The 22,668-nt window shown below is 67.8% G+C and carries 21 protein-coding genes and 1 pseudogene; 9 read left to right on the forward strand and 13 right to left on the reverse strand.

The annotated features are described in order from the left end of the window. Positions 1–5 precede the first annotated feature (5 nt). On the reverse strand, positions 6–3,392 hold the full coding sequence (locus VG566_RS19205; RefSeq protein ID WP_241884210.1) for an autotransporter serine protease: 3,387 nt from the start codon (positions 3,390–3,392) through the stop codon (positions 6–8). Positions 3,393–3,648: 256 nt separating this feature from the next. Here VG566_RS19205 and VG566_RS19210 point away from each other — a divergent pair, with 256 nt between their 5' ends. The 5 genes from VG566_RS19210 (at position 3,649) to VG566_RS19230 (ending at position 8,426) form a co-directional block, all read left to right on the forward strand. Beyond that, positions 3,649–5,058 carry an amidohydrolase gene (locus VG566_RS19210; RefSeq protein ID WP_142235187.1) on the forward strand — a complete coding sequence of 470 codons (1,410 nt, stop codon included), beginning with the start codon at positions 3,649–3,651 and terminating at the stop codon, positions 5,056–5,058. Next, positions 5,058–6,320, forward strand: coding sequence for an amidohydrolase family protein (locus VG566_RS19215; protein WP_164110864.1), 1,263 nt, complete (start codon positions 5,058–5,060; stop codon positions 6,318–6,320). The genes VG566_RS19210 and VG566_RS19215 overlap by 1 nt, the downstream gene beginning before the upstream one ends. A 20-nt stretch (positions 6,321–6,340) precedes the next feature. Next, complete coding sequence (locus VG566_RS19220) at positions 6,341–6,973, forward strand: 2-hydroxychromene-2-carboxylate isomerase (protein WP_032956588.1); 633 nt, start codon at positions 6,341–6,343, stop codon at positions 6,971–6,973. A 95-nt stretch (positions 6,974–7,068) separates the two neighbouring features. Beyond that, a complete protein-coding gene (locus VG566_RS19225) occupies positions 7,069–8,010 on the forward strand; it encodes a DegV family protein (protein ID WP_164110866.1) in 942 nt (313 codons plus the stop codon). 77 nt (positions 8,011–8,087) lie between these two features. Next, positions 8,088–8,426: a hypothetical protein gene (locus VG566_RS19230; protein ID WP_005410998.1), complete on the forward strand. Its 339-nt coding sequence runs from the start codon at positions 8,088–8,090 to the stop codon at positions 8,424–8,426. Positions 8,427–8,483: 57 nt separating this feature from the next. Here the strand turns inward: VG566_RS19230 and VG566_RS19235 are convergent, their stop codons facing one another. From VG566_RS19235 to VG566_RS19250, 4 genes are all read right to left on the reverse strand, one after another. Then, the gene (locus VG566_RS19235) at positions 8,484–9,896 is read right to left on the reverse strand and encodes an efflux transporter outer membrane subunit (RefSeq protein WP_164110867.1); all 1,413 of its coding nucleotides are present in this window, start codon (positions 9,894–9,896) and stop codon (positions 8,484–8,486) included. Continuing rightward, positions 9,893–10,975, reverse strand: a complete 1,083-nt coding sequence (locus tag VG566_RS19240; RefSeq protein ID WP_164110869.1) for an HlyD family secretion protein — start codon at positions 10,973–10,975, stop codon at positions 9,893–9,895. The genes VG566_RS19235 and VG566_RS19240 overlap by 4 nt, the downstream gene beginning before the upstream one ends. A 20-nt stretch (positions 10,976–10,995) precedes the next feature. Further along, positions 10,996–12,525 carry an MFS transporter gene (locus tag VG566_RS19245; protein ID WP_014648380.1) on the reverse strand — a complete coding sequence of 510 codons (1,530 nt, stop codon included), beginning with the start codon at positions 12,523–12,525 and terminating at the stop codon, positions 10,996–10,998. A 153-nt stretch (positions 12,526–12,678) separates the two neighbouring features. Then, positions 12,679–13,596 carry a LysR family transcriptional regulator gene (locus VG566_RS19250; RefSeq protein WP_014648381.1) on the reverse strand — a complete coding sequence of 306 codons (918 nt, stop codon included), beginning with the start codon at positions 13,594–13,596 and terminating at the stop codon, positions 12,679–12,681. A 141-nt stretch (positions 13,597–13,737) separates the two neighbouring features. Here VG566_RS19250 and VG566_RS19255 point away from each other — a divergent pair, with 141 nt between their 5' ends. Both VG566_RS19255 and VG566_RS19260 read left to right on the forward strand, forming a co-directional pair. Continuing rightward, positions 13,738–14,184 carry a universal stress protein gene (locus tag VG566_RS19255; protein ID WP_049408788.1) on the forward strand — a complete coding sequence of 149 codons (447 nt, stop codon included), beginning with the start codon at positions 13,738–13,740 and terminating at the stop codon, positions 14,182–14,184. Positions 14,185–14,189: 5 nt separating this feature from the next. Beyond that, the gene (locus tag VG566_RS19260; protein WP_069117887.1) at positions 14,190–14,660 is read left to right on the forward strand and encodes a hypothetical protein; all 471 of its coding nucleotides are present in this window, start codon (positions 14,190–14,192) and stop codon (positions 14,658–14,660) included. Positions 14,661–14,699: 39 nt separating this feature from the next. Here the strand turns inward: VG566_RS19260 and VG566_RS19265 are convergent, their stop codons facing one another. From VG566_RS19265 to VG566_RS19290, 6 genes are all read right to left on the reverse strand, one after another. After that, a complete protein-coding gene (locus VG566_RS19265; RefSeq protein WP_049408786.1) occupies positions 14,700–16,145 on the reverse strand; it encodes a GGDEF domain-containing protein in 1,446 nt (481 codons plus the stop codon). A 172-nt stretch (positions 16,146–16,317) separates the two neighbouring features. Beyond that, the gene (gene fghA, locus VG566_RS19270; RefSeq protein ID WP_049408785.1) at positions 16,318–17,148 is read right to left on the reverse strand and encodes an S-formylglutathione hydrolase; all 831 of its coding nucleotides are present in this window, start codon (positions 17,146–17,148) and stop codon (positions 16,318–16,320) included. 63 nt (positions 17,149–17,211) lie between these two features. Next, entirely contained in the window at positions 17,212–17,568 is a 357-nt protein-coding gene (locus VG566_RS19275) for a YqcC family protein (protein ID WP_241884209.1), read from the reverse strand. Positions 17,569–17,576: 8 nt separating this feature from the next. Continuing rightward, positions 17,577–18,686, reverse strand: coding sequence for an S-(hydroxymethyl)glutathione dehydrogenase/class III alcohol dehydrogenase (locus VG566_RS19280; RefSeq protein ID WP_241884208.1), 1,110 nt, complete (start codon positions 18,684–18,686; stop codon positions 17,577–17,579). A gap of 58 nt (positions 18,687–18,744) precedes the next feature. Beyond that, the gene (gene frmR, locus VG566_RS19285) at positions 18,745–19,020 is read right to left on the reverse strand and encodes a formaldehyde-responsive transcriptional repressor FrmR (protein WP_005411009.1); all 276 of its coding nucleotides are present in this window, start codon (positions 19,018–19,020) and stop codon (positions 18,745–18,747) included. A 70-nt stretch (positions 19,021–19,090) separates the two neighbouring features. Continuing rightward, complete coding sequence (locus VG566_RS19290) at positions 19,091–19,996, reverse strand: LysR family transcriptional regulator (protein WP_241884207.1); 906 nt, start codon at positions 19,994–19,996, stop codon at positions 19,091–19,093. A gap of 130 nt (positions 19,997–20,126) precedes the next feature. Here VG566_RS19290 and VG566_RS19295 point away from each other — a divergent pair, with 130 nt between their 5' ends. Next, on the forward strand, positions 20,127–21,230 hold the full coding sequence (locus tag VG566_RS19295) for an alkene reductase (protein WP_197561721.1): 1,104 nt from the start codon (positions 20,127–20,129) through the stop codon (positions 21,228–21,230). A gap of 101 nt (positions 21,231–21,331) precedes the next feature. Here VG566_RS19295 and VG566_RS19300 read toward each other — a convergent pair whose 3' ends face one another. Continuing rightward, positions 21,332–22,009, reverse strand: coding sequence for an SMI1/KNR4 family protein (locus VG566_RS19300; protein WP_241884206.1), 678 nt, complete (start codon positions 22,007–22,009; stop codon positions 21,332–21,334). A 114-nt stretch (positions 22,010–22,123) separates the two neighbouring features. Between VG566_RS19300 and VG566_RS19305 the strand changes: the two genes are divergently transcribed. Beyond that, positions 22,124–22,540 carry a VOC family protein gene (locus VG566_RS19305; protein ID WP_014648391.1) on the forward strand — a complete coding sequence of 139 codons (417 nt, stop codon included), beginning with the start codon at positions 22,124–22,126 and terminating at the stop codon, positions 22,538–22,540. A gap of 12 nt (positions 22,541–22,552) precedes the next feature. On the opposite strand, the pseudogene VG566_RS19310 reads toward VG566_RS19305, so the two are convergent. Then, positions 22,553–22,668, reverse strand: a pseudogene (locus VG566_RS19310) (hydrolase); the annotation flags it as partial.

Consider the following 22,668-nt stretch of genomic DNA (forward strand, 5'->3'; position numbering starts at 1 on the left):
GTGGCTTAGAAACGCACCGACCAGCGCAGGTTGGCACCGTGGTCACGGCTTTCGTCGCCGAACTGGCCGCTGTAGCCCAGTTCCAGCTGCTGCTTGGCGGTCAGCCAGGCCGAGAGGCCCAGTTCGGCCACCACCGCGCTGTCGGCGATGGGTGCACCGTTGACCACGAAGCTGTCACCGCCGGTGGCAAAGCCCAGGCGGGCCGACGGGTTGCGGTCGCCGCTGGCGTGGCGGTACGCCACCGCGCCGCGCACGTGCAACCAGCTGTCCTGCTGGAACGAGGCCTTCAGGCCCTTGTCGAAGCGCACGCCGGCCGTGGCCAGGGTGGTGCGCACGTCGTCCACCGAACCCTGCAGGGCCGCAGCACCGCCACGCTCGTTCACGTGCTTGGTGTCCACTTCCACGCGGGCCACCTGCACGTACGGCTCCAGGCCAGCCTCGCGGCCACCGAAGCGGTAGGCCGCTTCGATGAAGGCCTGGCGGGTACGCGCGTCGTAGCGGGCGCTCAGGGTGTCGCTGTAACCGGCGAACGCCAGCTCACGGGTACTGTCCACATCGTGTTCGCTCCATGCCAGGCCGCCACGCAGGCCGAAACCGCCCCAGTTGTGGCTGGCGTAGGCGCCGAAGTGGGTGTTGTCCACCTTCGACCTCGCACGGCGCCCTTCGCCCTGCTTCACGTCGGTGCGGCCGGTACCGGCCAGCACGCCCACCTGCCAGCCGCCGAACTCGCGGTCGGCACCGACCAGCAGGCCGTTGCTGTTGGCTTCGGTGCGGGCGGTGTTGGTGTTGCCGTCCAGCGTGGTGCTGCCGGCCAGGGCCTGCACCCACACACCGGTGGCGTCGCCGCCTTCGGCACCCGGTGCAGCGGCACCGGCACGGCGGGCCAGCGCGGCATCACGCACGTAGCGGCTGCCTTCCAGCAGGGCCGCGCTGGTGGCGGCATGCAGTTCGCCGCTGAGGCTGTCCAGTGCGCTGCCCACCTGTTCCGGGAACAGCATGGTCAGCGGACGCGGCAGGCCCTGGTTGACCGCCAGACCGTCGACCACGGTGGCCACGGCCAACTGGTTGGCGGTGGTGGCCGCGGTAGCCAGCGCGTTGCCGCGGGTCACTTCAATGCGCGCGCCGGCGGCGGAGTAGGCCAGGCCGAACTGCAGGAAGGGCGAGAAGGCGCTGAAATCGGTGCTGGCGAACCGACCGTTCACGCCGCCGTCGGCCTGGATGAAGTTGAACTGCTCGCCCAGGTAGTAGGTGCCCGGTTCCGGCAGCGCCACCAGGGTGCCGCCCAGGGTGGCGGTGCCGGTCACGTGCAGCTGGTCGCTGCGGCTGCCCGGGGCCACCTCGGCCTGGTACACGCCAGTGGCGGTCTGCACATAGTCACCGTTGATGGTGAGCGTGCCGATGGAGTTGCCCGGAGCGATGATGCCGGCCACGGTGGTGTTTCCCAGCTGGCCCACGCCCTTCAGCGTGCCCTTTTCACCCACGAAGGTGCTGCCGCCGGTCTGCACGCCGTTGAAGGACACCACGCCGCCGGTGACGGTCAGGTCCGAGCCGTCCAGCACACCGGTGGCGGTGATGCGGCTGCTGCCGCCCAGGCTGTTCAGCGCTGTGTTCTGCAGGGTGCCGTTCAGCAGGAAGGTTCCGCCGGTCACGTCCACGGCGCTGGTCAGCGTGTTCACGCCGTCCAGTTCCAGCACGCCTTCGCGCACCACCGCGCCGTTGAAGCTGTTGTCGCCGCTCAGGCGCAGCCAGCCGATGCCGCTCTTGGTCAGTTTGCCCGGGCCGCCGATGTCATTGGTCCAGTCGTCCCATGCATCACCTTCCCACACCTTCAGGCCGCCGGCCTTCTGGTTCATCACCACTTCGGTGTCCACGCGCAGCGAGCCGTAGCCTTCGACGGCCGCAGCCAGGTTCATCAGGCCCCAGCCGTAGACATCGTCCACGCCTGCAGCACCCAGGTCGGTGGCGGTGGTCAGCAGCACGTCGCGCACCTGCGTGCTGTCCAGGTACGGGAAGCGCTCGAACAGCAGGCCCAGCGCGCCGGTGACGTGCGGGGCGGCCATGGACGTGCCGCTCAGTTCCTCGTAATCGGACGACGGGGTCTGGCTGATGATGTCCACCACCAGGTTGCCATTGTCATCGTAGAAATCACCTTCGATCACCGAATCGGGACCGTACACGGTCGAGTTGATGTTCGAGCCGGGCGCGGCGAGGCACCAGTTCGCCGCCAGGCCACAGCGCATCGAGCGGTTGCTCAGCTCCAGGTCCTGATTGACGTTGACCACGGCCAGCCAGTACGGCTCGACGTCGGCGACGGCGCGCGGCAGCGAGGCATACATGCCGGCAATCGGCGCTTCTTCCGGCGAAGTGTTGGGCGAATCGGTGTTGCCAGCGGCCCATACCTGGATCAGGCCGCTGCTGCGCGAACCTTCGGCCATCGCAGCCAGACTGGCGGCGAACACCGGGTGCGACTGGTACATGTCCAGGTCTTCCGCTGTGGTCGGCTCGTTGGCCAGGCCCCAGCTGTGGTTGATGGCGCGCACACCCTGCTCGTTCATCTGCGCATACAGCTGCGGGTAGATCGAATCGTCGGCCTGGATGGCGGCGATGGTCTGTTCGTCCAGATACAGGGAACCGCCGATATTCACCACCGACAGGTAGGTGGCGCTGTTGGAGAACAGGCGGGCCACGCTCAGGTCGGCGCCGAAGGCAACACCGTGGGTGCCGTTGCCATCACGGTTGGCGGCGATGGTGCCCGACACGTGGGTACCGTGCACGTTGTAGCTCAGGCCTTCGTAGAAGCCATTGCGCTCCAGCAGATCGGCATAGTCCGGGTCGAGCAGCTGGTAGGACACGGCCACCTGGTCACCGTCGCTGGCGAAGCAGGCGTCCGGGCCACTCAGCACTTCGCGCGCGCACAGGCTGCCATCGGCCAGCACGTCGGCCAGATGGATGCTGCGGTGGTCCTTGCCGGCGAACTCGTCGTGGTCCAGGCCGGTGCCGCTGTCGAACACGCCCAGGCGGATGCCGGTGCCGGTCAGGCCGCGTGCGTAGGCCACATCGGCGTTGATCGCCTGCAGGCCCCAGTCGCTGTTGAATTCGGTGGTGCGCCAGCTGGCGGCATCACCCGGCTTGCCCATGATGGGTTCCGGATCGACTTCCACATCGGCGGCGGCGACGGCCAGCGACGGCGAAGCGGTGAGGACCGGTGCGGCAAACGCGGCCTGCAGGCTGCGCTGGAACTGGTAACGCGACAAGGCGTCTGCGTTGCTGTCCTGGGCCAGCGCCGGCAGAGCGGCGGCCATCAGCAGCGAGCCGACAATGGCCGAGGCCAGGGGTGAGGGGAGGATCGAGCGGCGGGAAGCGGTGGAGCGATACGACGGGAAGACAATCATCTGCAGTTACGTCCTTGATTCCTTGAAATATTTCAGGTGCAGCTCCGTCATGGAGCAATGGAAAGCACACCTCACGGCGGGTCAGCGCTCGCTGTCCCACCCGTTGGTAGCGGCAGGTGTCACAAAAAATTAATGCTTCGTTCAGAATTTTTGTATAGGAAAATCCCCACCCCTGCCCCTGCCCAAGGTCACTTGGCAAGTGGTATCGACGACAGATAGCGTCGGCGGATTCACGCGTGGGTTGGGGGATCTCTGCATGGCATCGATGGTGTTGCGCGCCGCTCTTGGGATGGCGCTGGTTTCGTTGAGCACGGCACCGGCGGTGGGCGCCTCGCGCTTCGTCGCCGATCCCTACCCCAGCACCTACCGGGCGCATCCCGATGCGCCGGTGCTGATCCAGAACGCCACCGTGCTGACCGGCACCGGCCAGCGCCTGGACAACGCCGACGTGCTGCTGCGCGAGGGCCGCATCGTCGCCGTGGGCCGCCAGCTGCAGGCCGATGCCGGGGTCACCCGCATCGATGCGCGGGGCAAGTGGGTCACCCCGGGCCTGATCGACGTGCACTCGCACCTGGGCGTGTACCCCAGCCCGGGCGTCGGCGCGCACAGCGACGGCAACGAGATGACCGCACCGGTCACCGCCAATGTCTGGGCCGAGCACTCGGTGTGGCCGCAGGACCCGGGCTTCGCTACAGCCCTGGCCGGAGGCGTGACCAGCATGCAGGTGCTGCCTGGCTCGGCCAACCTGGTCGGTGGCCGTGGCGTGACCCTGAAGAACGTGCCGGCCATCACCTACCAGGCCATGAAATTCCCGGGTGCTCCGTGGGGGCTGAAAATGGCCTGCGGCGAGAACCCGAAACGGGTTTACGGCGAAGGCAAGGGCGTCGCCCCGGCCACGCGGATGGGCAACGTTGCCGGCTACCGCGCCGCCTTCATCGATGCTGCCGACTACATCGCCAAGAACAAACCCAAGCCGGCCAAGCGCAAGGGCTGGTTCGGCAGCGACAAGGGCGACAGCGCCGGTGATGCCGGCGGCAAGCGCGATCTCAAGCTGGACACGCTGGCCGGCGCGATCGAAGGCGACATCCGCGTGCACATCCACTGCTACCGCGCCGACGAGATGGCCACCATGCTCGACCTGGCCAAGGAATTCGGCTTCAAGGTGGCGGCCTTCCACCACGGCGTGGAGGCCTACAAGCTGGCCGACCGGCTGGCCGCCGACGGCGTCTGCGGTGCGCTGTGGGCCGACTGGTGGGGCTTCAAGATGGAAGCCTTCGATGGCATTCCGGAGAACATCGCACTGGTCGACCGGCCGAAGAACAGCTGCGCCATCGTCCATTCCGATTCGCCCGAAGGCATCCAGCGCCTGAACCAGGAAGCGGCCAAGGTGATCGCCGCCGCGCGCCGCGCGCACATGCCGGAGATCACGCCCGAACATGCCATCACCTGGATGACGGCCAATGCCGCCAGAGCGCTGGGCATTGAAGGCCAGACCGGCACCCTGGAGGCCGGCAAGATGGCCGACGTAGTGGTGTGGAACGGCAACCCCTTCGGTTCCTACGCGCTGGCCGAACAGGTCTTCATCGACGGCCGCCGCCTGTACGACCGCAGTGCGCCGGCAGCGACGCCGCGTTCCGATTTCCAGCTCGGCCAGGAGGTGCACTGATGGGCGCGTTGAACAAGCGTCGCCGGGCTTGGCTCGGCGCTACGGTCATGGTGCTGGTCTACCTCTCCGCAGCTGCGCAGGCGCAGGACCTGCTGGTCCGCAACGCCACCGTACATACGGCCAGCGCGCGCGGCAGCCTGCAGCACGCCGATGTACTGGTGCAGGGCGGCATCATCCGCGCAGTCGGCAACGGGCTGTCCGCACCGGCCGGGGCCAACGTCGTCGAGGCCGATGGCCGCCCGCTGACACCCGCGCTGTTCGGGGGCATCACCGAGATCGGCATCGAAGAAGTCTCCGGTGAAGCGAGCACGGTCGACAGCACGCTGAAGATCGGCGAACAACCGTTGCGCCCCGAATTCGATGTCACCCTGGCCTACAACCCGGCCTCGGTGCTGATCCCGGTGGCGCGCCTGGACGGCATCGGCTTCACCGCCCTGGGGGCCGCCACCGGTGGCGGCTTCGTCGCTGGCCAGGGCGGTGTGATGCGGCTGGACGGCAGCGCCGATCCCCTCGGGCCGCGCGCGCTGTTCCTGCGCCTGGGGTCGGCCGCAGTGGAACTGACCGGGCATTCGCGTGCGGCGCAATGGATGCTGCTGCAGCAGATGGTGGACGAGGCGCGTGGCCAGGTCGCCGCGGACTCACCGCATGCGCTGCTGACCCCGGCCGGGCGCCGCACGCTGGGCCGCTACCTGGCCGGCCAGGGCCGCATCGTGGTGGAGGTGGACCGTGCGGCGGACATCCACCAGCTGCTGCGCTGGGCCGCCCGCGAGAAGGTGAAGATCGCCATTGCCGGTGGCAGCGAAGCCTGGCAGCTGGCACCGGAGCTGGCCGCCGCGCAGGTGCCGGTGTTCGTCGACGTGCTGTCCAACCTGCCGGCCAGCTTCGACCAGATCGGTGCAACCCTGGAAAATGCGGCACGCCTGCAACGGGCCGGCGTGGCGGTCTCGTTCGTGCAGCGTGGCGACGCCTCGCACAACGCCCGCAAGATGCGCCAGCTGGCCGGCAATGCCGTGGCCAATGGACTGCCCTGGGCCGACGGCCTGGCCGGCCTGACCCGGGTGCCGGCGCAGGCGTTCGGTGTGGCCGACCAGATCGGCAGCATCGAGCCGGGCAAGCGTGCCGACCTGGTGCTGTGGGAGGGCGACCCGCTGGACGTGGCGCACTATGCCGAACAGGTCTGGCTGGGCGGCCGGGCGATGCCGATGCGCTCGCGCCAGACCGAGCTGCGCGATCGCTACCTGCTGCGCAACGCGCAGCCCTGACCGCATTGAAGGACACCACCATGGCCACCCTGCGCTGGTATTTCGACTTCGTTTCGCCGTACTCCTACCTGCATTGGCAGAAGCTGAAGCAGCTGCCCGAGTTCCCGCGGATCCAGCCGGTGCCGATCGCCTTTGGTGCCGTGCTGCATCACCTGGGCAACCTCGGGCCGGCCGAGATTCCGGCCAAGCGCCGCTTCATCTACCGCCAGCTGCTGTGGACCGCGCAGGCCGAAGGCACACCGCTGCGGTTCCCGCCGGGCCACCCGTTCAATCCGCTGTCTGCCCTGCGCCTGTGCCTGGCCGCGGGTGGCAGCGCACAGGCGGTGGACGTGCTGTTCGACTGGATCTGGCGCGACGGCAATGCCGCCGACAGCGCCGAGGCCCTGCGCGAACCAGCCGCGCGGCTGGGGATCGAGGATGTCGCCAGCGCCATCGCGACGCCCGCGGTCAAGGAGCAGCTGCGGAGGAACACCGAGGCCGCCATTGCAACCGGCGTGTTCGGCGTGCCGACCCTGGCCATCGATGGCGAACTGTTCTGGGGCAACGACGCCCACCCACTGATGGCGGCGGTGCTGGCCGACCCGGATCTGCTGCGGCAGCCCGAATGGCAGCGCCTGGCCGAGCTTCCGGTGGCCGTGCAGCGCAGTCGCTGAACAGGGCGTGCCGCGTTTCCCTCGCGCGCCACGCCAGAATTTGAGATAGATTTCACATTTCCGAACCTACAACCGCCCTGGAGGGGGAGCCGCGGATGCGCATCGGAATCGTCGTCGACTCGGCCTGCGACCTGCCGCAGGACTTCATTGCCGAGCACAACATCGTGCTGCTGCCGATCACCGTACGGATCGGCGAAGCCGTGCTGGCCGATCATCGCGATGAGCAGGCCACCCTGAGCTTCCTGCACGCGCATGTGGCCGAACATGGCGCTGAAGCGGAAACCATCCCCTTCAGCGTCAACCAGATCCGCGACCTGTTCCTGCAGCAGCTGGTGATCGATTACGACCACGTGTTCTGCATGACCATCACCAAGACCCGCAGCCCGATCCACGACAACGCGCTGCAGGCCAGCTTCGCCATCCTCAACGATTACAAGCCGGTGCGGCAGGCAGCGGGCTACAACTCGCCGTTCGCGCTGCGCGTACTTGATACCCAGAACCTGTTCGCCGCGCAGGCCGTGACCGCGGTGGAGGCTGTCCGCCTGCGTGACAGTGGCGCCAGCGTGCAGCAGATCCGCGAACGGCTGGAAGAACTGGCCGGCAACGTGCACGGCTACATGATCACCCGCGACCTGTACTACATGCGCGCACGCGCGCGGCACAAGGGCGACCGCAGTGTCGGCCTGCTCAGCGCGGCACTGGGCAGTGCACTGGACATCAAGCCGGTGCTGCACGGCTACCGTGGCGAGACCGGGCCGGTGGCCAAGATCAAGGGCTTCGACAGCGCCGTGCAGAAGCTGTTCGCGGTGGTCGGCCAGCGCGTGCGTGCCGGGCTGATGACGCCGACGGTGTGCGTCAGCTACGGCGGCGAACTGGACGAGCTGCGCAGCCTGCCCGGCTATGCACAGATGAAAGAGGTCTGCGCCGGCCATGACGTGACCGTGTACGAATCGGTGATGAGCCTGACCGGCATGGTCAACGTCGGCAAGGGCGCGGTCACCGTGGGATTTGCCGATGGGCCGCATCGGTTCGAATGAGCGCTGGCCACGGCCGGAATCTGCACATCGATTCCACCCCGACTGTGCCAGCCTTGCCGCACTTCAAGGAGAACTCCATGCCTGCGCAGTACCACATCAGCCTGCCCGATCCGTCCAAGGCCCGCGGCAACGACCCTGACCTGTCCTTCCATTCCCAGGGCGCCGCCGGTTTCGCCGAAGAGCTGCAGGATGCCCTGCGCAGCGGCACGCTGTTCGAACGCTGGAAGGCCAAGCAGCCCGACCCGGATGCGGTGGAACCGCAGTGGGGCGTGACCGACCCGGAGGCCACCGTGACCGGCGAGCAGAAGGACCTGCGCATCAACCTGGTCGCCACCACCCGCATCGACAGTGACGTGTTCAAGCAGCGCCTGCGTCTGCTGGCCGGCAGCCACTGGGAACTGCGCGACGTGCGGTAGTGCCGGCCGCTGGCCGGCATCTACACACCTCATGAAAATGCCGGCCAGCGGCCGGCACTACCAGCCACCGCCCAGCGCGCGGTACAGCTCTACACGCGCGATCGCGGCGGCGGCCTGGCTGTTGGCCAGCGCGGCCTGGTTGTCCAGCGCGATGCGCTGGGTGGTCAGCACGTCCAGCATGTCGACCACGCCGGCCTGGTACTGCCGGCGCGCCGCCCCCAGTGCCGTCTCGCTCTCATCCACCGCCACGTGCAGCTGCACCGTGCGCTGCTGCTCGGCACTGTAGCCATCCATGGCGTCGTCCACCTCATGCCAGGCCTGCAACACGGTACGGCGGAACTGCAGGGCCGACTGTTGCTGCTGCAGCCTGCTCAGCGCGAGGTTCGCCTTCAGCCGCCCGCCCTGGAAGATCGGCAGGCTGATCGACGGCCCGATGCTGAAACGGTGCGCGTTCCAGCCATCCAGGTCATCCAGCTGCTTGGCCTGGAAGCCTGCGTCACCATTCAAGGTGATGCGCGGCAGGAAACTGGCCTTGGCCACGCCGATGCCGGCCGTTGCCGCATGCAGTGCCGCCTCGGCACGACGGATGTCCGGGCGACGCTCGGCCAGTTCACTCGGCAGACCCACCGCCACCGCTGGCAACGCCGGCCAGTCACGGCGTGCATCCTGCAGCTGCGCGTCCAGTGCCTGCGGCGGCTGTGCCAGCAGGAACGCCAGCGCATTGCGCAGCTGCGATTCGCGATGCCGCAGCGGCGCGATGCGCGCCTGCAGCGAAGCCACCTGCGCGGCCGCGCTGGACACCTGCAACGTGCTGGCCACGCCCTGCTTCTGGCGCGCCTCGGTCAGCCGTTTGATGTCATGCGCGATGCTGAGGTTGTCCTCGGTGATCGCCAGCAGCTGCCGCGTCGCACGCAGCTGCAGGTAATCACGCGCGGTTTCCGCCAGCAGCGCGATGCGCACGGCGTGTGCATCCTCCTCGGCCATCTGCACGCGCGCGTCGGCCGCTTCCACCTGGCGCCGCACGCGGCCCCACAGGTCCAGTTCCCAGCCCAGGCCGATACCGGCGTGGAACAGCCCGTAGTCATCACGGCCGCCGTTGCCGGACGGATCATTCAGGCCCACTTCGCTGTTGCGTGCACGCACGCCACTGGCGCTCGCGCTGACGCTGGGCAGGCGATCGGCGGCGGTGATGCCGCGCGCGGTGCGGCTCTGCTGCACGCGGTTGGCGGCCAGCTGCAGGTCCAGGTTGGCCGCCAGCACCTGGTGGGCCAGCTGCCCCAGCAGCGGATCGTCGAAGCCGGCCCACCAGGCGGCGTCCTGATCGATGGCGTTGCCGGCGACAGCCCCACCCCGCCAGTGGCCGGGCAGTTCCGCCTGCGGGCGTACGAAGTCCGGGCCCATCGCGCAGGCAGCCAGGGCCGTGCACAGGCTGGCCGCAACGAAGGTGCGGAAAACGGTAATGGCGCTCATGCGCCCTCCCCGCGCTTGTGGCCCGGTCCGTGCTGCATGCTCTGCGTACGCGCGCGGCTGCCCAGGTCAACGCTGGCTTCCACCGACATGCCGGCACGCAGCTGGTCCAGCAGCGGTTGGCCCGGCTCCAGCACGATCTTCACCGGAATGCGCTGCACCACCTTGGTGAAGTTGCCGGTGGCGTTCTCTGGTGCGACTGCAGCAAAGGTGACGCCGGTGGCTGGTGCAATGCTGTCGATGTGCCCGCGCAGCGGCGTGCCCGGGAATACGTCCACCTTCAGTTCGACCTGCTGGCCGGCCTGCATGCGGGTCATCTGCGTTTCCTGGAAGTTGGCGACCACGAAGGCGCGCTTCAGCGGGACCACCGCAGCCACCGGCGTACCCGGGGTCAGGTAGGCACCGACGCGCACTGCGCGGCGACCGACCATGCCATCGATCGGCGCGCGCAGCACGGTGTGCGACAGATCCAGTTCGGCGCGTGCCTGTGCCGCTTCTGCACGCTGCACCGCCGCCTGTGCAGCCTGCACGCCCGCGCTGAGGATGTCGGTACGCTGGCGTGCGGTCGACAATGCGGCCTGGCCCTGCTGCAGATGCGCACTGGCTACGGCCTGCTTCGACTGCGCCTGCTGCGCGTTCTGCACGGTACCGGCGCCATCTCGGGCCAGTTCGCGGTAACGCTGCTGGTCGGCACTGGCCAGGGTCAGTTCGGAACGGCTGACATCGACGCTGGCCCTGGCCTGCGCGATCAGCGAGTCCTGCTGGGCCAGTGCGGCCTGCGCATTGGCCAGCTGCGCACGGGCATTGGCAAGGTCGGCACGCGCAGCCTGCAGTGCCACCTGGTAGTCGCGGTCGTCGATGCGCGCAAGCACGTCACCGGCCTTCACCGACTGGTTGTCCTCTACGTCCACGGCACTGACGAAGCCGGCAATCTTCGGCGCTACCAGGGTGTAGTCGGCCACCACGTACGCATTGTTGGTGGTCTGGTGACCGCCATCGCGCAGCAGCAGCCACGCGCCGATGGCCAGGGCCAGCACGCCCAGGCCCAGGCCGGTGTTGAGAGGGGTTCGATTGATCGTCATGAGGGGTTCCTGCGAAAGGTTCAGGCCACGGCGCGTGGCGGATGGATGCGGGTGGGCATCCAGGCAATGAGGGGAATGAAGGCCAGCGCCACCAGTGCGACCACCCAGTACAGGTCGGCAGAAGTCAGCGCCTGTACCTGTGCATGCAGGCGCGCGCCCAGCTGCGGGCCATCGGCCAGCCACGGTTGCTCGCCAAGGCGGTCGACCAGCACGGTGGAATGGAAATGACGGCGGCCTTGGGCGATGGCATCCAGTACGCCACCGGCGAGCACCGCAGCGAAGCCCTTGACCGTGTTGAACCAGGCCGAGGCAAACGGGCCATCCTGTGGCGCCAGGCCGCCGGTGGCCAGCATCAGCAGCGGCAGCACCGCCATCGGCTGGGCAAACACCTGCAGCAGCTGCACCCACAGGAAGTTGTCGCGGATCCAGGCCACGTCCAGGTGCGAGCCCAGCCAGCAGGCCAGGGCCAGCATCGCCAGGCCGGTGGCCTGCACCCAGCGGCAGTCCACCGCGCGGATGTTCAACAGGGCCGCCACCAGCGGCAGCGCGATCACCTGTGGCAGTGCCACCCACAGCAGCATCGGTGCGGTCTGCAGCGGCCGGTAGCCCTGCACGCTGGCCAGGAAGCCGGACGGGATCGAGATCACCGCCAGCAGCACGAACAGCACGCCACCCAGGGTGACCAGCGAGTAGCTGAGATTGCGATTGGCCAACAACTGCAGCTTGAAGAACGGCAGCGGGTGGAACCATTCGTTGATCATGAACAGCACCATCAGGCCGGCACCGCCACCGATCATCAGCGTGATCATCGGCGAATCGAACCAGTTCAGCCGCGGGCCCTGCACCAGGCCCAGCACCAGCAGCACCAGCGCCGGCAGGCCGAGCAGCAGCCCAACGCCATCGAACTGGGCGAAGCGTTCCAGCCGCAGCGGGTCCTGTGGCAGGCCCCAGCCGACCATCGCCATGGCGGCCAGGCAGTACGGCACGATCTGCCAGAACGCCCAGTGCCAGCCCACCTGCTCGACCCAGAACGCGGCCAGCGGCGTGCCCATGCTCGGGCCGAACGTCGCCGTCAACGCGTAGCCGGCCAGGCCGTACAGCTTGATGCCAGGCGGCAGGAAGCGCAGCGCCACGCTCATCAGCAACGGCGGCAGTGCACCGCCGCACAGGCCCTGCAATGCACGCAGCAGCAGGAACACCTGCAGGTTCGGGGCGAGCGGGCACAGCACGCCCAGCACCATGAAGCCACCGATCATCGCCAATGCGAAGCGGCGCAGCGAGAAGGTGGCGGCACACCACGGCGCGAAGGCCATCGCGCTGACCGACATCGCGCTGTAGAGGGCGACGATCCAGCTGCCGTCGTCGACGCTGAAACCCATCGCGCCACGGATGTCGGCCAGCGCGACCTTGGTGATGTTCTCGTTGAAGCCGGACACCAGCACCGCCAGCAGCACGCCACACAGGCCGACCAGAATGCGGCGATCGAGCCCGGGGGCGGCGGCAGGACGGGGCGCCGCGGCGGCCGGGACAGCGGCGGCCGGCGCACTCATCGCCAGGCGCCGATCCGTGCAGTGCACGGCATGTTGAGGGTCATTGGAATGCGCTCAGTGAAACTCCGGGGAGCGCAGTCTAGGGAGCCGGTACCCTGTGAAAAATGGCGTCGCCGGCATCCCAGGCGTGCGTCCAGCGCACGCCTGCGGGTCTCAGCGGTGGGCGTCCTCGACGCGCTCGCACATGGTCTTGATCGAACGGCGAAGCCACTGGTGCGCGGCATCGTTGTCCAGCCGCGGATGCCAGGCCTGCACGATGGCCGCGGTACGCACCGGGATCGGCAGCGGGAACAGGCGCAGCGGCAGGCGCATGCTGACGATCCGCTCCAGCATCACGCTTGGCATCTGCGGCAGGATCAGGTCTGATTCGGCCGCCGCGAAGATCGCACCGTGGAAGGTCGGGCTGATCAGCGCCACGCGGCGCTGCAGGCCGAGCGTGGCCAGGTCATCATCGATCGGCCCACGCGGCAGGCCACGGCGCGACACCGCGATGTGGTCGCACGCGGCAAAGCGCTCTGCACTGATCTCCTCGTCGAACAGTGGATGGTCCTCGCGCGCGGCGCCCATGAACGAGGTACTGAACAGGTTCTGCACCTTGGTATCGGGCGCATGCTTGCCGGCGGTGCTGATGTACAGGTCGATCCGGCCCTGCGCCATCGCATCATCGTCGGTATCGCCCTCGGGTACGAAGCGCAGCACCGCGCGCGGTGCCTGCTGGCGGAAGATCTCGCGCAGGCGACCGCCAAATCCACCGATGAAGACATCATTGGCGCGCACGCTGAAGGTTCGCTCGAGCACGCGCATGTCCACTTCACGACCAGCGTTGAAGACGCGGTGGGCCTGCTCGATCACATCGCGGACCTGCTCGCGCAGCTGCAGCGCGCGGGGCGTGGGCGCCAGACCGCGGCCGGCACGCACCAGCACCGGGTCACCCAGCGCAGTGCGGATCCGGCCCAGGGTGCGGCTCATCGCCGGCGCGCTCAGGTTCATGCGGCGCGCGGCGGCGGCCACGCTGCATTCGTCAATCAGCACGTCCAGTGCCAGCAACAGGTTCAGGTCCGGCAGGGGCATGACAGTCTCCAGTAAATCAGATGACTCTACGGCACTTGCAACCACCGTGGGTTGCGTTCGACGCATTCATTGACTGCCGCGCACGGCATGGGTGCGCGCGGTGACATCGGCGACCATCCCCGTCCTGCCAAGGAGACATCCATGTTCACTACCCTGCTGGTCGCCCTGGATGGTGGCCCCCAGCACGCACGCGTGCTGGACCTGGCCGCCGCCATCGCCGGCCCCCACAGCCGCCTGCACCTGCTGTGCGTGCTCGACCCCGAATTCGCGCTGGCGGCCGATGCCAGCGAAGCCGATCGCACCGAGTATCCGGAAGCCGCCCGCCAGCGCTCCCGCGCCGAGGCAGTATTGGCCGAAGCCCTGGCCGAACTGCGCGAGCGCGGCGTCGATGCCATCGCGCAGATCCCCTCCGGCGATCCCGGCGAAGTGATCAGCGAGCAGGCCCGGCGCCTGAAGTGCGACCTGATCGTGATCGGCCATCGCCACCTGTCCCGGCTGGAACGCCTGTTCGAACCCTCGATCGGGCAATGGACCATCGACCACGCGCCCTGTCCGGTGCTGGTGGAAACCCGCGACCCACAGCCCTAGCCACCATGGCCTCCCGTTCCCCCTTGTTTCCCACCCGGGTCAACTACCGCGCCTTCGGTCGACAGTTCGGCCGGGGCGAACAGGCGCTGCTGGGCGCGATACGGCAATTGCGCGACCCCGATCTGCAGGCCGATGGCCTTGCCCAGCTGAGCGGACTCGGGCTTGGCCAGGAGGGCTGCGACGCCTTCATCGGCCTGCTGCCGCTGCTGGCCGCGCCGGCGGCACCGATCGACCTGTTGCCCGCCGGCTCCCCCTTCATTGCCGCCAGCGAACTGGACCTGCTGGTCTGCCTGCTGCGCATCGCACAATGGCGGCATGCGCGGCCCCGCGAAGACGACACGCTGGCACCGTTGCGCCGGCAACTGGCACGCTGTGCGATGGCCGTGCAGGCGGCAAACCTGCCGTTGCGGCAGCGCTCATTGTCACCGGTCGGGCTGAGGCTGCTCGATCCGACCGGCTGGTTGCGGCAGCGATAAGCCGTCGCGCCCCCCGTGTGATCGCATGCAGAGAGCTGCTCAGCAGTCCATCGTTCCGTGCGTGCTGCCCTCGTCATCCAGCACGTGCGCATGCAGGATCACCTGGTTGCGGCCAGCCCGCTTGGCGGCATACAGGCCGGCATCGGCGTCTGCCAGCAACTGATCGGCACTGGCCAGAGCCGGCGGATGCAGGTAACCCACGCCGATGCTGATACTGACCGATCCTTCCGGCAACGGCAGCGCTTCCACCGCCTGGCGCAGGCGCTCGGCCAGCGCCAGAACGCCCGACAGCGCGCTTCCGGGCACGATCACCGCAAATTCCTCGCCGCCATAACGTGCGACGCTGTCACCGGCGCGACCGGCGCTCGCCTTCAGTACCGCTGCCACGGCCTGCAGGCAGCGGTCGCCGGCGGGATGGCCGTGGCGGTCGTTGAAGGCCTTGAAATGATCGATATCCAACAGCAGCAGGCCCAGCTCGGTGCCACTGCGCCGTGCGCGATTCCACTCGGCCAGCAGCAGCGCGTCGAACTCGCGCCGGTTGGCCACGCCTGTCAGGCCATCCTGGCGCGCCAGCTGGTCCAGCGAGGCCTGCCGTTCCATCAGGTCCACCTGCAGCAGGATGCTGCGCAGGCCGAACCCCAGCGTCGCCACCACGAAACCGCTCACGGCCAGGGGCCGGGCATGGTCGACCACCAGGGTGCCCACCACCAGCAGCAGCAGCGGCAGGATCATCGGGCCCGCCGCCTGCACCGTGCGCGCCATCCGCGGATGCGGCGTCAGGACCCGCGCCGGTGCCTGGCTGAGTGCGAGCAGCGCCAGCAGCAGGAACGGCAGATCGATCAGCAGATCGGCATAGGCACCGAACGCATCACCGGAGGTGTAGTGGTTGATGTAATACGCCACCAACAGGTAGGTCGCCGCATACATTGCCAGCGCGCGGAAAAAGGTACGCCGCTCGGGAACGTCGCCGGCCAGCCAGCGCACCACCGCGAACACGGCGATGCACAGGTTCTGGATATCGAACATGCGTTGCATGTTGGACAACGCGTGGTCGTCGATGTCAACGCGGGCGGCGAACGACTGCGCGTGCACGAAGAACAGCACGCCCAGCAGCGCCGCCATGGCCGCATCGATCAGGCTGATGCTGACCCGTTCCCGGCGCGCCCTGGCCAGGATGAACACCAGGGGCACACCGTAGAGCACGTAAAGGAACAGGCTTGCGCGCGGGGTGAAATCGGCACGCCCGGCGCCTAGGGCGTCGATCATGTTGAACGCCATGCCGCCGGCCCACAGCAGCAGCGCCAATGCCGTGGCGCGCCACCCCAGTGCCGCGCGGTCGCGGCGGGCCCGCCACAGGCAGGCGGCCGCCGCCAGCAACGGGGCACCGGTCAGGAAAACGAAGGAGCCTACCCCGGCCGGACCAGGCCACAAGGCCAGCACCAGGCCATGGCACAGCACATACAGCAGCGCCAGCACTACCGGCATGCATCCCCCGATCCGCAAGGCCGTCTACGCGCACGATAGCGCGGGGCGGCGCCACGAGGGTGTGATCCATCGCTGAAAAAGGGGACGGAGGGGATTAAGTCGTTTGCGGCACAGCGGCAAATGCGACTTAATCCCCTCCGTCCCCTTTTTCCGTCCCCTTTTTCCCGGGGGCTCAGCCGTGCAGGGCGCGGGCGTGGTGGGCGATGTGCTCGCCGATGAAGCTGCCAATGAAGTAGTAGCTGTGGTCGTAGCCGGGCTGCAGGCGCAGGGTCAGCGGATGGCCGGCAGCGGCGCAGGCCTCCTGCAGGCGCTGCGGCTGCAGCTGGGTCTGCAGGAACTCGTCCGCCTCGCCCTGGTCGATCAGCAACGGCAGGCGCTCGCTGGCCGCGGCAATCAATGCGCAGGCGTCCCATTGCGCCCAGTCGGCCGGGTTGTCGCCAAGGTAGGCGTGGAAGGCCTTCTGCCCCCACGGAACATGGCTGGGCGCGACGATCGGCGAGAACGCCGACACGCTGCGGTAGCGCCCCGGATTGCGCAGCGCGATCACCAGCGCACCGTGGCCGCCCATCGAGTGCCCGCTGATGGCGCGTGCGCCGGTCGCCGGGAACTCCGCTTCGATCAGCGCCGGCAACTCCTGCACTACATAGTCATGCATGCGGAAGTGCTTCGCCCACGGTGCACGGGTGGCGTTGAGGTAGAACCCTGCGCCCTTGCCCAGGTCGTAGCCTTCGGCATCGGCCACGTCATCACCGCGCGGGCTGGTATCAGGCGCGACAATGATCACGCCGTGTTCGGCCGCATAGCGCTGCGCGCCCGCCTTGGTGATGAAATTCTGCTCGGTGCAGGTCAGTCCGCTCAGCCAGTACAGCACCGGCAGCGTCTGCGTTTCCGCCTGCGGCGGCAGGTACACGGCGAACTGCATGTCGCAGCCCAGCGTGGTCGAATGATGGCGGTAGACGTCCTGCCAGCCGCCGAAACAGGCGCGGTGTTCAATGCGTTCCATGGTGCTCTCCTGCGCGGCGCGTCAGCGCACGCGTGCTTCTGGTAGATGCCGACCTTGGTCGGCTTATCCACGCCCGGCGTGGACGCCTTGGTTGATCAGTTCATCCAGCTGTGCCAGCAGGCGCAGCAACGATTCGACGCCAGGCTGGCCGTCCAGGTTGCGGTACGCCGCCACCGCCACGTCGCTGCGCGGTGGCCACTGGCCGTCGGCGCGGGCTTCGTGCAGGCGCGGCAGGAATACCTGTGCCAGCCAGTGCTCGAACGGCATTTCATCAATGCCGAAGGGCGAGTCCACCACGCGCGGTGGACCCACGCCGCCCTCGACCCAGCCCAGCGCGCGCAGCGCCTGCTCGATCGGGTCGACCAGGGCCGCGCGTGGATCCTCCACACGCGGCCTGCGCAGGGCGTCGAACCAGCCCACGCCGCGGCTCAGTAGTGGACCACCGAACGGATCGACTTGCCTTCATGCATCAGGTCGAAGGCGTCGTTGATCTTGTCCAGTTCCATGGTGTGGGTGACGAACGGGGCCAGTTCGATATCGCCCTTCATCGCATCCTCGACCATGCCCGGCAGCTGGCTGCGGCCCTTCACGCCACCGAAGGCGGTGCCCATCCACTTGCGGCCGGTCACCAGCTGGAACGGACGGGTGGAGATCTCCTGGCCCGAACCGGCCACGCCGATCACCACGCTCTGGCCCCAGCCACGGTGCGCGCATTCCAGCGCCGCGCGCATCACGTTGACGTTGCCGATGCACTCGAAGCTGTGGTCCACGCCCCAGGTGGTCATTCCAACGATGACCTGCTGGATCGGCTTATCGAAGTCCTTCGGGTTGATGCAGTCGGTGGCGCCGAATTCGCGCGCCAGTTCGAACTTGGACGGATTGGTGTCCACCGCGATGATGCGGCCGGCCTTGGCCTGGCGCGCACCTTGGATCACCGCCAGGCCGATGCCGCCGAGGCCGAACACCGCAACGCTGTCGCCCTCCTGCACCTTGGCGGTGTTGTGCACCGCGCCGATGCCGGTGGTGACACCGCAACCGAGCAGGCAGACGTGCTCCGGGTTCGCTTCCGGGTTGATCCTGGCCAGCGACACTTCGGCCACCACGGTGTATTCGCTGAAGGTCGAGCAACCCATGTAGTGGTACAGCGGCTCACCGTTGTAGCTGAAGCGGCTGGTGCCATCGGGCATCACGCCCTTGCCCTGGGTCGCGCGCACGGCCACGCACAGGTTGGTCTTGCCGCTCTTGCAGAACAGGCACTCGCCGCACTCGGCGGTGTACAGCGGAATCACGTGGTCGCCCGGCTTGACGCTGGTCACGCCCTCGCCCACTTCAACCACGATGCCGGCGCCTTCATGGCCCAGCACCACCGGGAACAGGCCTTCCGGATCATCGCCGGACAGCGTGAACGCATCGGTGTGGCAGACACCGGTGTGGGTGATCTTCACCAGCACTTCGCCCTTCTTCGGCGGGGCGACGTCGATCTCGACGATCTGCAGCGGCTGGCCGGGACCAAAGGCGACGGCGGCACGGGACTTCATGGTGGACTCTCCAGAGACAGGCAATGACAGGATGGGCGGCGCCATGTTGCGCCGTCGTTTATTTCAGGTACGAACGGATCAACGCGCTCATGTCGCGCACGCGTTCGGCGCGTTGTTCGTCGGAGGCGGCGGGTTGCCCGAACTCCTCGCGCAGATGGGCCTCCATCACCTCGGACATCAGGCCGTTGACCGCGCCACGGATGGCGGCGATCTGCTGCAGCACCGGCCCGCAGTCGGCGCCAGCTTCCAGCGCGCGGTCCAGCGCATCGCACTGGCCACGGATGCGGCGCACGCGGGCCAGGACCTTCTTCTTCTCTTCGGGGGAGTGCGGCATGATCAGGCCACCTCGAAACTATACTGGGGGATAGTATACACGGGCAACCATCCCGCTCAATCGTGCCGGTTCAATCGAACAAGCCCTCACCCGCCAGCCGCGCCAGTTCATCCACCACATAGCGCACCTTCGGCCGCAGGTGCCGGGTCGGTGGCCACAGCGCATGGATGTCGATATGCCGTTGCATGTGCGCATCCAGCACCGAGTGCAGCGCGCCGGATTCCAGATGTCGGCGTACCAGTGAAATGGGCATCTGGCAGATGCCCAGTCCTGCGATGGCCGCATCGATCACCGCGTCACCATCGTTGAGCTGGTAGGCCGCGTTCGGGATGAACGTTCCCTCGGCATCATCACTGCCAATCCGCCACGCCACCGGTTGCCCATGACGGAAGCCAACGATGCTGCGATGCTGCGCCAGTTCCTCCACGGTCGCAGGCACGCGATGCGCCTGCAGGTACTCCGGCGATGCGCAGGTGACCAGGCGCTGGCGACCCAGCCGCCGCGCCACCAGGTGCTCGGCCTGGTGCAATCCGCCGAAGCGGATCAGCAGGTCGATGCCCTCTTCGACGGGATCGACGAAATGATCGGTGAAGGTCATCGTCAGTTGCAGGTCCGGGTACTGCCGGCACAGGCGCAGCAGCACGGGCAGCACCACCAGCCGCCCGAACGAGGACGGCATGTCGATGCGCAGCCGTCCGCTGGGCAGGCCGGCCGACCCCAGGCAGGCCTCGGCGGCGGAGATTTCTTCCAGCGCCGCCGCGCACGATGCGTAGTACGCCTCGCCGTCGGTGGTCAGCGCGATGCGCCGCGTGGTGCGGTGGAACAGGCGCACGCCCAGCCGCGCTTCCAGCCGGGCGATGGCCTTGCCCACTGCCGAGCGCGAGATGCCCAGCGCCTCGGCAGCCTCGGTGAAGCTGCCTGAGCGGGCCGTGGTAACGAAGGTCACCAGGCCATTCAACGATTCCAGCGGCAGCATCTATCACGCTCCATTGGGGACAAATAGTCCCGCGCCCAGGGAGATCGAAGCGCTTTATGCGTCTGCATGTCAACTCCATCCTGTGTGCATCGCGCCGCTGGCGCCTTCCCCCCACACCGAGATGACCGACATGACCGCCGCCCTGTTCCGCCCCTTCGATCTGGCAGGCACCGCCCTGCGCAACCGCATCGCGATGGCCCCGATGACCCGCGCCCGCAACCCCGGTGCGGTCGCCAACGAACTCACCGCGCAGTACTACCGGCAGCGCGCCAGCGCCGGCCTGATCATCAGTGAAGGCACCCCGGTCTCGCCGCAGGGCCAGGGCTACATCGACGTCCCGGGTATCTGGTCGGCCGAGCAGGTGGCCGGGTGGAAGCTCGTCACCGAGGCGGTGCATGCCGCACAGGGCACGATCTTCGCCCAGCTCTGGCACGTCGGCCGCATGTCGCATTCCTCGCTGCAGCCCGACGGTGGGCAACCGGTCAGCGCCGGTACCCGCCCGGTGGCCAGCGCACCGAAGAACACCTCGTTCGTGTACCTGGACGATGGCAGCCGCGGCCACGCCGATCCCACCCCGGCACGTGCACTGGAGACCGCAGAGATCCCCGGCATCGTCGACGACTTCGTGCGCGGCGCAGAGAACGCCATCGCCGCCGGCTTCGACGGCATCGAACTGCATGCCGCCAACGGCTACCTGTTCGAACAGTTCCTCAATCCGGTCATCAACCAGCGCGAAGATCACTACGGCGGCTCGCTGCCCAACCGCGCGCGCTTGATCCTGGACACCGTCGATGCGATGGCCCAGCGCATCGGTGCGCAGCGCATCGGCGTGCGCCTGGCACCGAACAATCTCACCTTCGACATGCCGTTCTACCCCGACAACGAAGCTACCTATCTGTACCTGGCCGAGGAACTGGGCAAGCGCGGCCTGGCCTATGTGCATCTCAACGACAACCAGCAGGCGGGCCAGTCGGTGCTGGGCGAGGCCTTCCTGCAGCAGTTCAAGCAGGCCTACGGTGGCACCGTGATCCTGGCCGGCGGCATGACCCGCGAACGCGCCCTGCAGCTGGTCGAGGCCGGCACCATCGACCTTGCCGCGTTCGGCCAGCCGTTCATCGCCAACCCGGATCTGGTCGAACGCCTGCAGCGCAACATCGCGCTGGCCACGCCCGACCGCAGCACCTATTACGGGGGCGGCGAGGCGGGCTATCTCGATTACCCGGCCGCAGGCTGATCCCGCACGGGGTCGGATCCCTTTCCAACGGAAAGGGCTCTGACCCCTGCTCGGCGAACAAGGAGTCAGAGCCACGCTGCGCGCGGATCCGACCCCGGCCTTCAGGCGTCCTCGCGCACGTAGGCGAACGACTCGTCCAGCCGCTCGAAGCCGATCACTTCAGCGACGATGGCCTGTGCCTCGTCTTCGCTGAAGTTCCCTTCTTCAATATCGTCAACGCGGGCGAACAGCCGCTGCAATGCCGCGTACTGGTCGCCGCGCAGGAAGGAATGGTGAGTCTGCAGCCAGCACTGCAGATTCCCGGCCAGCTCGCCGTGCGACAGCAGTGTGTACGGCCGCTGGTAGTCGGCAACCGCTTCGACCATCTTGCGGAACACGAAATCCTGGTAGCTGGCGGCCAGCACGTCGGCACGGTCGTCGTCATGCCACACCATCACCACCGGCGGTTCGCTGAAACCGGGCGCGTTGCTCCAGAAACAGTAACTGTCACCCGCGCCGGTCCGCGCAAAGGGCAGCAACTGCAGGTCAGTGCGCAGGGGATTGTAATGATCCTCCGCGGTCAGCTCCTGCCACGCCTCGAGCAGTTCATCGTGTTCCAACGGCTCATAGTCCTGGGCGTACAGCAGCACCGGCGGTTCCGCCTGCAGCGCCGGGAATACCACCTCGGACCATTCCGGATGGGGAGCACCCCAGCTCAACCGACCCGCTGCATGCAACTGCTTGAACAGGGGCGGGAAGGTCTGGCCGGTGGCCTGTTCGATGCCGGATAGCGCGCTCATGGATGTCCTTGTCGATCGAGACCGCCCAGCTTGCCCGAATCCGCGCAGGAGATGAACCGGCAGCACCACGCGGCAGGACTAGACTGCGACCACCGGATGCCGCCCATCGCTACCATGAACGCCACTGCCCACAGCTTCATCGTCAACATGGACGTGCCCGACCTGGCCGCCGCCGAAGACTTCTACATCCGGGCCTTCGGCCTGCGCATCGGCCGCCGTCTCGGCCCGGGCGCCGTGGAGCTGCTCGGTGGGCCAACGCCGCTCTACCTGCTGCACAACGACGCCGGCAGCGCCGCCACGGAAGACGGCGACGTGCGCGACTACGAGCGTCATTGGACGCCGCTGCACCTGGACTGGGTGGTGGATGACATTGAAGCCGCGCTGGCACGTGCAGTTGCGGCCGGGGCGACACTCGAGCAGTCCGTGCGCGAGCGTCGCTGGGGACGCATCGCCGTACTGGCCGATCCGTTCGGGCATGGCTTCTGCCTGATCCAGTTCAGTGGCGAAGGCTACGATGCGCTGGTTGAATGACCGGCGCGCCGTTCACCACGGCAACGGCACTGCTTCGCCGTTGGCGCGCTCGCCGTAGTACAGCGAAGGCAGCAGCCGCGACAGGAAACTGAACTCCGTATAGCAGTGCCTGAGCAGGCCCAGGCCGA

The sequence above is a fragment of the Stenotrophomonas sp. CASM114 genome, from assembly GCF_049384325.1.
GTDB lineage: Bacteria > Pseudomonadota > Gammaproteobacteria > Xanthomonadales > Xanthomonadaceae > Stenotrophomonas > Stenotrophomonas muris.